The 8,490-nt window shown below is 67.9% G+C and carries 11 protein-coding genes and 1 pseudogene; 6 read left to right on the top strand and 6 right to left on the bottom strand.

All coding sequences use genetic code 11. From position 1 onward, the window contains the following. From CV1CTNOD_RS12475 to CV1CTNOD_RS12460, 4 genes and pseudogenes are all read left to right on the top strand, one after another. Positions 1–277: pseudogene (locus tag CV1CTNOD_RS12475) on the top strand (zinc-binding alcohol dehydrogenase); the annotation flags it as partial. A gap of 133 nt (positions 278–410) precedes the next feature. Then, a complete protein-coding gene (locus CV1CTNOD_RS12470; RefSeq protein ID WP_131786285.1) occupies positions 411–1,970 on the top strand; it encodes a lactate racemase domain-containing protein in 1,560 nt (519 codons plus the stop codon). Further along, entirely contained in the window at positions 1,970–2,953 is a 984-nt protein-coding gene (locus tag CV1CTNOD_RS12465; protein ID WP_131786276.1) for a lysophospholipid acyltransferase family protein, read from the top strand. Before CV1CTNOD_RS12470 ends, CV1CTNOD_RS12465 begins: the two co-directional genes overlap by 1 nt. A gap of 173 nt (positions 2,954–3,126) precedes the next feature. Beyond that, positions 3,127–3,435 (top strand): hypothetical protein, encoded by a 309-nt coding sequence (locus tag CV1CTNOD_RS12460; protein ID WP_242606629.1) that lies wholly within the window; start codon positions 3,127–3,129, stop codon positions 3,433–3,435. Positions 3,436–3,645: 210 nt separating this feature from the next. On the opposite strand, the gene CV1CTNOD_RS12455 is transcribed toward CV1CTNOD_RS12460, so the two are convergent. Then, positions 3,646–3,921, bottom strand: a complete 276-nt coding sequence (locus CV1CTNOD_RS12455) for a type II toxin-antitoxin system RelE family toxin (RefSeq protein ID WP_131786275.1) — start codon at positions 3,919–3,921, stop codon at positions 3,646–3,648. Next, positions 3,918–4,184 (bottom strand): type II toxin-antitoxin system Phd/YefM family antitoxin, encoded by a 267-nt coding sequence (locus CV1CTNOD_RS12450; RefSeq protein WP_131786274.1) that lies wholly within the window; start codon positions 4,182–4,184, stop codon positions 3,918–3,920. Before CV1CTNOD_RS12450 ends, CV1CTNOD_RS12455 begins: the two co-directional genes overlap by 4 nt. Before the next feature lie 343 nt (positions 4,185–4,527). Between CV1CTNOD_RS12450 and CV1CTNOD_RS12445 the strand changes: the two genes are divergently transcribed. After that, positions 4,528–5,097 carry a Uma2 family endonuclease gene (locus CV1CTNOD_RS12445; RefSeq protein WP_131786273.1) on the top strand — a complete coding sequence of 190 codons (570 nt, stop codon included), beginning with the start codon at positions 4,528–4,530 and terminating at the stop codon, positions 5,095–5,097. Positions 5,098–5,152: 55 nt separating this feature from the next. Here CV1CTNOD_RS12445 and CV1CTNOD_RS12440 read toward each other — a convergent pair whose 3' ends face one another. Next, the gene (locus tag CV1CTNOD_RS12440) at positions 5,153–5,629 is read right to left on the bottom strand and encodes a luciferase family protein (protein ID WP_131786272.1); all 477 of its coding nucleotides are present in this window, start codon (positions 5,627–5,629) and stop codon (positions 5,153–5,155) included. Positions 5,630–5,862: 233 nt separating this feature from the next. Between CV1CTNOD_RS12440 and CV1CTNOD_RS12435 the strand changes: the two genes are divergently transcribed. After that, on the top strand, positions 5,863–6,249 hold the full coding sequence (locus tag CV1CTNOD_RS12435; protein WP_131786271.1) for a winged helix-turn-helix transcriptional regulator: 387 nt from the start codon (positions 5,863–5,865) through the stop codon (positions 6,247–6,249). Between the two features lie 135 nt (positions 6,250–6,384). Here CV1CTNOD_RS12435 and CV1CTNOD_RS24705 read toward each other — a convergent pair whose 3' ends face one another. From CV1CTNOD_RS24705 to CV1CTNOD_RS24700, 3 genes are all read right to left on the bottom strand, one after another. Next, entirely contained in the window at positions 6,385–6,678 is a 294-nt protein-coding gene (locus CV1CTNOD_RS24705; RefSeq protein WP_165485476.1) for a hypothetical protein, read from the bottom strand. Positions 6,679–6,837: 159 nt separating this feature from the next. Continuing rightward, on the bottom strand, positions 6,838–7,815 hold the full coding sequence (locus CV1CTNOD_RS12425; RefSeq protein ID WP_207386389.1) for a sirohydrochlorin chelatase: 978 nt from the start codon (positions 7,813–7,815) through the stop codon (positions 6,838–6,840). Beyond that, positions 7,812–8,429 (bottom strand): precorrin-8X methylmutase, encoded by a 618-nt coding sequence (locus CV1CTNOD_RS24700; RefSeq protein ID WP_165485475.1) that lies wholly within the window; start codon positions 8,427–8,429, stop codon positions 7,812–7,814. Before CV1CTNOD_RS24700 ends, CV1CTNOD_RS12425 begins: the two co-directional genes overlap by 4 nt. Between the last annotated feature and the right edge of the window lie 61 nt (positions 8,430–8,490).

Below are 8,490 nucleotides of genomic sequence, written 5' to 3'. Positions count from 1 at the left end.
CGGGCGGGTCGTGCTGTCGGGGGTTCCCACCGGTTCGGTCGATCTGACCCCGTTGTGGTTCCGTGAGCTGGAGCTGGTGGGCACCTACGCGTCGAGCATCGGCACGGACGACCGGACGGACTTCGACCGGGCCCTGGAGCTCGCGGCAACCGCGCCGCTGGACGGGATCGTGTCGGCCACCTACCCGCTGGACCGCTGGCGGGACGCGTTGGACCACGCGCTCGCGGCGGGGCGGCTCGGAGCGGTCAAGGTCGCCTTCGACCTGATGACGCCGTGACAAGGCGCAGGCGGGACCTGTTAGCGGGCACTATGACGTCTGCTGGGACGCTTATTCCATGGAGCCGGCGACAACCTAGTGTCGTTCGGACGAAACCGCGCGTGAGGGGATCGCACAGGTGAGACCGGGGTTCGTGCTCGAAGTCGATGAGCGGACTCCTCCGCTGCTCGTACATCAGGGTGAGGGGTTCGGGCTGGAACGCTTTCCGCTCGGCACCCGGGTGGTCTACCCACCGGAGTCGCTTCCGGCGCTGGCGGACGTTGACGGGGCGATCAGCCGGGCGCTGGCCGAGCCGGAGAACAGCGAGCCGTTGCGGGCGCTGCTGCGTCCGGGGATGCGTCTGACGATCGCCTTCGACGACCTGTCGATTCCGCTGCCGCCGATGCGCCGGCCTGACATCCGTCAGCGGGTGATCGAGCAGGTGCTGACGATCGCGGCCGAGGTCGGCGTCGACGACGTGGTGCTCATCGTGGCGAACGCCCTGCACCGCCGGATGACCGCCGCCGAGATCGAAAGGGCCGTCGGGGAACGGGTGTTCCGCTCGTTCTGGCCGGACAACCTCTACAACCACGACGCCGAGGACAGGGACAACCTCCTGCACGTCGGCCTGACCGAGAACGGCGAGGACGTCGAGATCAACCGGCGGGCCGCCGAATCGGATCTGCTCGTCTACGTCAACGTCAACCTGGTGGCCATGGACGGCGGGCACAAGTCGGTGCCGATCGGGCTGGCATCCTACAACAGCCTGCGCCACCATCACAACAGTCACACGATGGTGCACTCGCGGTCGTTCATGGACCACACCCGCTCGGCCATGCATTCCTCGGCATGGCGGATGGGCCGGCTGCTCGCCGACCATCTGAAGATTTTCACGGTGGAAACGACCGTGAACAACGCCTCGTTCCCGTCCCGTTACGCCTTCTTCACGAAGCGGGAGTGGGAATGGTCCGTGCGTGACCAGGCGATGGCGTTCGGGATGTCGCGGGGCCTGGCCGCCATGCCGGTGCGTCCCCGCCGCAGACTCTTCCAGGACCTGGTCGCGGACTATGGCGTCACCGGCGTACATGCAGGCGAGACCGAAGCCGTGCATGCCAAGACGCTCGCGAACGTGCACCGCCAGCAACTCGTCGAGGTGAACGGGCAGAGCGACGTTCTCGTCGTCGGTCTGCCGTATCTCGGGCCGTACAACGTCAACTCGGTGATGAACCCGATCCTCGCGATGTGCCTGGGCCTGGGTTATTTCTTCAACATGTACCGGGGGCAGCCGCTGGTGCGCCGCGGCGGCGCGATGATTCTCTACCATCCGGTGACGCCGGAGTTCTCCCAGCTGCATCACCCGTCATATGTGGACTTCTTCGAGGAGGTTCTCGCCGAGTCCACCGATCCGGCGACGATCGAGGCGACCTTCGAGAAGCAGTACGCGACCGACCCCTGGTACACCCACCTGTACCGTACGTCTCACGCCTACCACGGCGTGCACCCGTTCTACATGTGGTATTGGGGTGCGCACGCCATGGACCATCTGGGGGACGTGGTGTGGGTCGGCGGTGACCGGGCGGCATGCGCGCGGATGGGTTTCCGGGCCGCGTCCACCCTGGCTGACGCGCTCGAGATGGTCTCGGCCACGGTGGGTCATGATCCGTCTCTGACCTACCTGCACTCCCCGCCGCACGCCATCGCGGACGTGCGGTGATGGCACCCCGCATGCGGCAGAGCCTGGCCGGGGTGGGTCTGCGTGACATGGCGCGCGGCTGGCGGTGGGCGGCGCGCCCGCCGGTCCCCCGCTCGGCGCAGCCGCACCAGCCGCCACCGCTGGCACGGGAGTTCCCCACCTCGTGGGCGCGGACACCGGCGATGCGGGCGGCCCGGGTCGCCGCCCTGGAGTTTGGGATGCGACCCATGCTGGACGCGAACCTGTCACTGTCGGTGGCAGGGTTGGACGCGATCGAGGGGCTGCGCACTCCCGCGGTCTTCGTGTCGAACCATTCCAGCCATCTGGACGCGCCGCTGCTGCTGTGTGCGCTGCCGAGGAAGGTGCTGGATCACACCGCGGTGGCCGCCGCCGCCGACTACTTCTTCGACAGCTGGTGGCGGGGTCTGGGCACGGCCTTCCTGTTCGCGACCGTGCCGATCGAACGCCGTGGCGGCTCGCCGTCGACAGCACCCGCCGACCTGCTCGCCGACGGCTGGAATCTCATCATCTTCCCGGAGGGGACCCGCTCGAAGGACGGCCAGCTCGCCCGGTTCCGGTTCGGCGCGGCACATCTGGCGATCACCTGTGGGGTTCCGGTGGTGCCGGTCGGGATCCGCGGCAGTTTCGGTGCGATGCCGCGTGGCCGGGCCTGGACGATTCCAGGCCGGCCCGGGGTATCGGTACGGTTCGGCCGGCCCATGCACCCCGTCGACACCGATATCCGGTCCTTCACCAGCCGTATCTTCGCCGAGGTGTCCCGGTTGATGGATGAGGACGCCACGTCCTGGTGGGATTCGTTGCACGCGGCGCCCGCCCTGTCGCCCACGCCGGCCCGGTCTGCGCGCTCTCCCCAGAAGGCTCATTGGCGACGGGTCTGGGAAGCTACCGAACCGGTGGGATCTGCTAGGACGGCGTCCCCGTGGAACGCTGCACGCCGCGGGCCCGCAGGCTCGGGGGAAGGCGTTCAGGCGTCCTCTCGCTGACTCTCGTTGAATGTGAGAACGGTCATACACGGCCGAAAATGTGGATAACTCTGTTTACGGCGCGGTGGGCATCCGCCGCGCCGCTGGGGACCACCTGTGGGTAACCGGAGACCGGCTGGACACCCCTGATGTCAAGAGTTGATTCCAGGTTCCGCAGGCCCGTCACTGGATTCATGGACCTGCGCAACCGGCCCCGCCGCTCGCACTCGCAACACCGCTCGAACCGGGTTACCGACACCGTCGTCGCGGGTGGGCCCCGCCCGTCGGCATCCGGCTCACTGCCGTCGCTTTCCCGGTCACTGCCACCGAGTGTGGCCCGGGTGGCCGACCGGACCCGCCTGTCCGCGGAGCTGCTCGCCGCGATCCTTGACGTGCAGGAGCGCACCCGGGTGTCACTGGACGACATCGAACTCGCCGACGCGCTCGCCGACCGGCTGCTCGCCCGCCGCCGCGACCGCCTCCGGCTGGCCGCCTCCACCTGAATCTCGACCACTAGGACGAAAATCCGAAAAATCTGTTGTTAATCAGCATCTGAGCCGCGGATTTTCCCTCGTCACAGTGGCTGCGCAGCGAACCTGGATGCTAACGCCGATTTCCGCGCAGCGATCCGCAGCCCCGGCCTGTGGCAACTGCGAAGCGCTGCGAGGATAGTGATGTAGGCTTGATCGCAATCCGAAGATTGTGGGGGTCGTCTATCCTCGCGGTCGGTAGGCGTCTGCGTGGTGCTCGATGGCGACAATTTCGACGCGGTGATTGTCGGTGTCAATTCGGTAAATGATGCGGTAGTCGCCGCGTCGTGCACTGTAAGGACCTGCGAGCTGGAGCTGGAGAGGCTTGCCGACACGGTGCGGGTTGGCCGCCAATGATCCGTATAGGAACTCGACGGCGGCGGTGGCGACCTTCTCGGGCAGGCGACGAAGGGCGCGTCGCGCGGGGGCGGTGAAGGCGATCTTGTAGGCGTCGCTCACTGGCCGGAGGCGAGACGGAGCGCTTCGTCCTTGCTCAGGACGGTCACCCCCGCATCGTCGAGGTCGTCAAGGGCTTCCCGGATGTCGGCCATCAGCCGGGTGCTGCCCATGACGTCGAGGGTTTCCTCCAGCGACTCCAGGTCGTCAACGCTGATGACGATCGCGGCGGGCCTGCCGTGCCGGGTGATCACAACGCGGCCATGCTCACGTTCGACGCTGTCCACGACCTCCGAGAGCCGGTTCTTCACGTCCGCCAGCGACATCTACTCCATGATCGACATAGCCACGAGTATAGCCACCAGTCTCGCTTCCGCTGAGTGGCCGCCGTACCTGATCGCCGACCGACATCGCCCACTGGTGACCGCCCAGCGCCGAGATGCGATCAGTACGGACTGCGGGGTGCCACAGGTCCTCGTGGAACAGCCAGCACATGATCCCCTTCGGGAACCCACGAAGAACCTGATGTGGATGAGTACGAGTTTTCCACAGATCGTGGTCAAGGCTGGCACGGAGGGTGTGGGACGATCAGCCTGGCGTTATGGCTGGAGGGCCAAAGGCGGCGCGATCATGCTTCTTTCGCGCTCGGGCTACTGAGAGGAGCCCATCATGGTGTTCATGGCGGTCGCGTACGAGGATCTCCCGATCCGGCAGGACGGGTTCACCGTCGACGACCTGGCGGAGATGCCCGACGACGGCCGGCGCTACGAGCTGGTGGACGGGGTGCTCCTGGTGAGCCCGGCACCCCGCTGGGAACACCAGCGAGCCTGCCTGAGCCTCGCGATCATCCTTGAGGCGGCCTGCCGAGACGACCTGGCCGTGTTCGGGCCGACCCCGGATGTGCGCAGGGGCCAGCGAACCAGCGTCCAACCGGACGTGTGTGTGGTCCACCGCGCCGACCTCGTGCGCGGCGAACGGTACCTGGCCGTCCCGGTACTGGTCGTCGAGGTGCTCTCCTCCAGCAGCGTGGGCATCGACCGACTGCTCAAACGCGACGTCTACGCCCGCCTCGGCGTCCTCCACTACTGGATCGTCGACACCGACAAACCATCGATCACCACACTGGCCCTCACCGGCCGCGACTATCTCGAGACCAGCACAGCCCACGGCGACGAGGTTCTGACGGTCACCGACCCGTTCTCGCTGACCATCACCCCCTCCCAGCTCGTCCTCACCTGAAGCGACGTTCGGGTGGCACCGGTCGTCGGGTTGACGGGTGGGTCGTTCAACAGCCCTACACGGCCACCCGGTCGTGCCCGGTGGCATAGCGGTAGGACGCTTCGAGCACGGTCCGTGCCAGGTCCAGCTCTTCGACGGTGCGGGGGGCGTAGAGCATCACCACGTTGATCTCGGCGGAGTACAGCGGGTGCGGCTCTCCCCAGCCCCTGGCCAGCAGCTCCTTCTGGTCCTCGTGTGAAAGCGCGAGGTGCAGGCTGCCGTCGACGTGCACGTGGGCGAACTCCGCCGTCAACCGCGGCGGAAGCAACACTGCACCTTTCGCGGGAGCATGACCGTCCAGAAAGACGGCAAAAGCCCCGGGATCGGAGATCTCGCTGGGGCCGGTGACGGTGCCGGGAAGCTCGGTGGACATCCACTGCTTGAGCTGTTCCCTCACCGCCTTCGGGCTGTTCTGGGTGAACTGGACGTGGGGGACGGCCGGGCCGGTGTCGGGACGGTCGCCCTCGCGTTGTGGCAAAGTCGGCATAGTCATGGCTATAATCCTCGTCCGTCAGGATCGGGTTACCGGGAGTTTCCTGGCCGTCGTCACGTGGTGGCTTTGTGCGGTGTCCTCACGGTTCCCCGCAGGCGGCGTGTGCCGCCGTTCTCTGTTCCGACACGGAGCACGCTAGCATCCTCGGCATAGCAGGTTCCTAGAAGATAGTGGCTCTCCGTTTGGAAACTTCGGCTGGAAGCTTGGGCGAAGGTGACGGAAGGGGGTGGGGCATGGCCGAACATGCCGATGCCGGGCAGGCGGATCAGGCGTGCCCGATCAATCCGGTGATCGACCTGATGTTCAGCCGTTGGACCACGCCGATCCTGTGGGTACTCAGGCACCACGGCCGTCTGCGCTTCAACGAGCTCGAGCAGCATCTACGCCCGATCACGCCCAAGGTTCTCACCCAACGGCTGCGCCAGCTGGAACGCGACGGACTGGTCGTGCGCACCTACCACGCGCAGATCCCACCCCGCGTGGAGTACGAGATCAGCGAGCTCGGGCTCACTCTCGTCCCGGTCTTCGCCACCCTCGTGCGCTGGTCGGACGCTCACCTGGCGAAGGTCGAGGCGGCCCGCCGCGAATACGACACCGCCAAGCAGAAGTCAGGGGTTTGAGGAACAGCAGTCGTCCTATGGAAATACCGTGCTATCCACGGGACAAATGGTCTTATCCGGTTTATCCGAAACCCGTCCGGCGCATGTGCCGATTCCGGGGTCCGGGAGGAACGGAGCAGAGAATCGGGGTTGCTGTCACATCTGTCGACACCTCTTGCGGTGGCGGGTCAGGCTCGCCCGGTGGGCTCTGACGGTGTGGCGTTCCTGCGGGCTGATGTGGAGCGGTTCTGCGGGGAACTGGTGGACCTGGCTCCGGCCGTCCGGCTGCGAGCGCTGGCGGAACTGCGGGCGACGGCGGACGAGGTGACGTCGGTTGCCGTTGGCGTCGGCGATGGTCGCCGCCCAGCAGGAGGGCTGGGGACTGCGGCGGATCGCGGTGTTCGTCGGCGTGTCACACGAGCAGGTCCGCCGGACGCTCGCGGCGTCCACGCCCGTCACGCGGGATAGTGGGGCCCTACTGGCCGGGCGCTGCGGCGACACCAGGGCCACCTTGTGGATGAGCGAGAGTTTTCCACAGATCGTGGCCAGGTCTGGCGCGGAAGGTGTGGGACGATCAATCTGGCGTCATGACCAAGAATCGCCAACCGCTCAGGCGGTCCGAGAGGCATGGCGGTGATGACCGTGGCCATGATGATGCTGGTGACCGTGTGGATGTGCCGGATCGTCCGGATGGTCGTGCGGGGCCTGGGGGGCGGCCACCCGATGTTCGAACCCGGGCAGTGCGACCCGGTACAGGCACGTGTCGCAGTTCATCCGGATGTCCCCGGCCAGCGCCTCGGTGAAGCGTTCGAGCACCAGGTCCACCAGTCCCTCGCAGTCACCGAGCAGGCCCGTGCAGCGCACGTCGATGTCGGGGTGGTCGGCGGCCCAGCCGGCGGCCTGAGCGACCACCCGGTCCGGCAGGACGCCCGCGAACAGGAAGTAGGGCGCTACCACGATCCGGGACGCCCCCAGCAGGCGGCAGCGCTCCAGACCGGCCGGCACGCTCGGCTCGGCCAGGCTGATGAAGGCTGGTTCGACACCGGCGAACCCGCGTCCCTCCCACAGCAGCCGGGCGACCTTGGCGATCTCGGCGTTGGCGTCCGGATCGGTGGATCCGCGGCTGACCAGCAGGACGGTCACCTCCGCCCGCTCGTCACGCGGGCACACCGTGTCGATCCGCTCCTCCAACGCCGTCAGCAACGTCGGATGCGGGCCGAGTGGGCGTCCATAGGCATAGCGCAGGCCTGGATGGCGGATGCGTTCCCGGGCGAGCGCGCCGGGAATGTCGCCCTTGGCGTGTCCGGCGGCCACCAGGGTCAGCGGTACCGCCGCGAGCCGGGTGCGGCCCGCCTCGACGAGCCTGGCCACCGCGTCGGCCACCGGGGGGCGGGACAGTTCGATGAACCCGCCGTCCACCGGCGTCCCGCCGGCCCGCTCACCGACCCGCTCGACGAATGCCTGGAACTGCGCCACTCCGGCCGCGCTGCGGGTCCCGTGCCCGACGATCAGCAGCGCGGGCGCGGACGGGCTGGTGTTCGTGACCACGCCGGAGTCTGCGTCCGAGCCTGTGCCTGTGTCCGTCACGGGTTCAGCCCTTCGTACAGCAGTGCGTTGACAGCCGCGGCGGCAACGGCCGCCCCGCCCTTCTCCGACCGGTTCGAGACCGCGGGCAGGCCCGCCGCCCGCAGTGCTTCCTTGGCCTCGACCGCGCCGACGAACCCGACAGGCAGGCCGATCACCAACGCGGGACGGGCGAGGTCGGCGAGGGTGAGCAGCCGCTCCAGGGCGGTCGGCGCGCATCCGATCACCCACACGGCACCCGGACCGACCTCGTCGAGGGCGAGCCCGACGGCTGCCGCCGAACGGGTCAGGCCGTCGCGGGCGGCCGCGACGGGATCGACGTCACCGAGCCGGCAGACCACGTTGCGGGTGGTGATTCCCGCGGCCGTCATCCGCACGTCGGTGACAACCGGCGCATGCGCGGCGATCGCCGCCACAGCGGCACCTAGAGCGGTTTCGTCGCAGACCAGGTCGGCGACGTAGTCGATATCGGCGGTGGCGTGCACGACCCGTTCGACCACCGCACGGGTCAACGGAGGAAGGCGCGCGGTGTCCAGGCTCGTGCCGTCCAGACGTGCCCGCAGGATCTCGTACGACCGCAGTTCGATCGGGTGCGTCACCCGGGAGCCCGGCGTCACCCCGCCACCGCCACGGCCTGCGCGGCCGCTGCCACGGACTGCACGGCCACAGGCGGTACGA

Origin of the sequence: Protofrankia symbiont of Coriaria ruscifolia (assembly GCF_900634745.1) — a bacterium.
In the GTDB taxonomy this organism is placed as follows: domain Bacteria; phylum Actinomycetota; class Actinomycetes; order Frankiales; family Frankiaceae; genus Protofrankia; species Protofrankia californiensis.
Note: the sequence above shows the minus strand (reverse complement) of the source record. Positions and strands in the feature narration are given on the sequence as shown.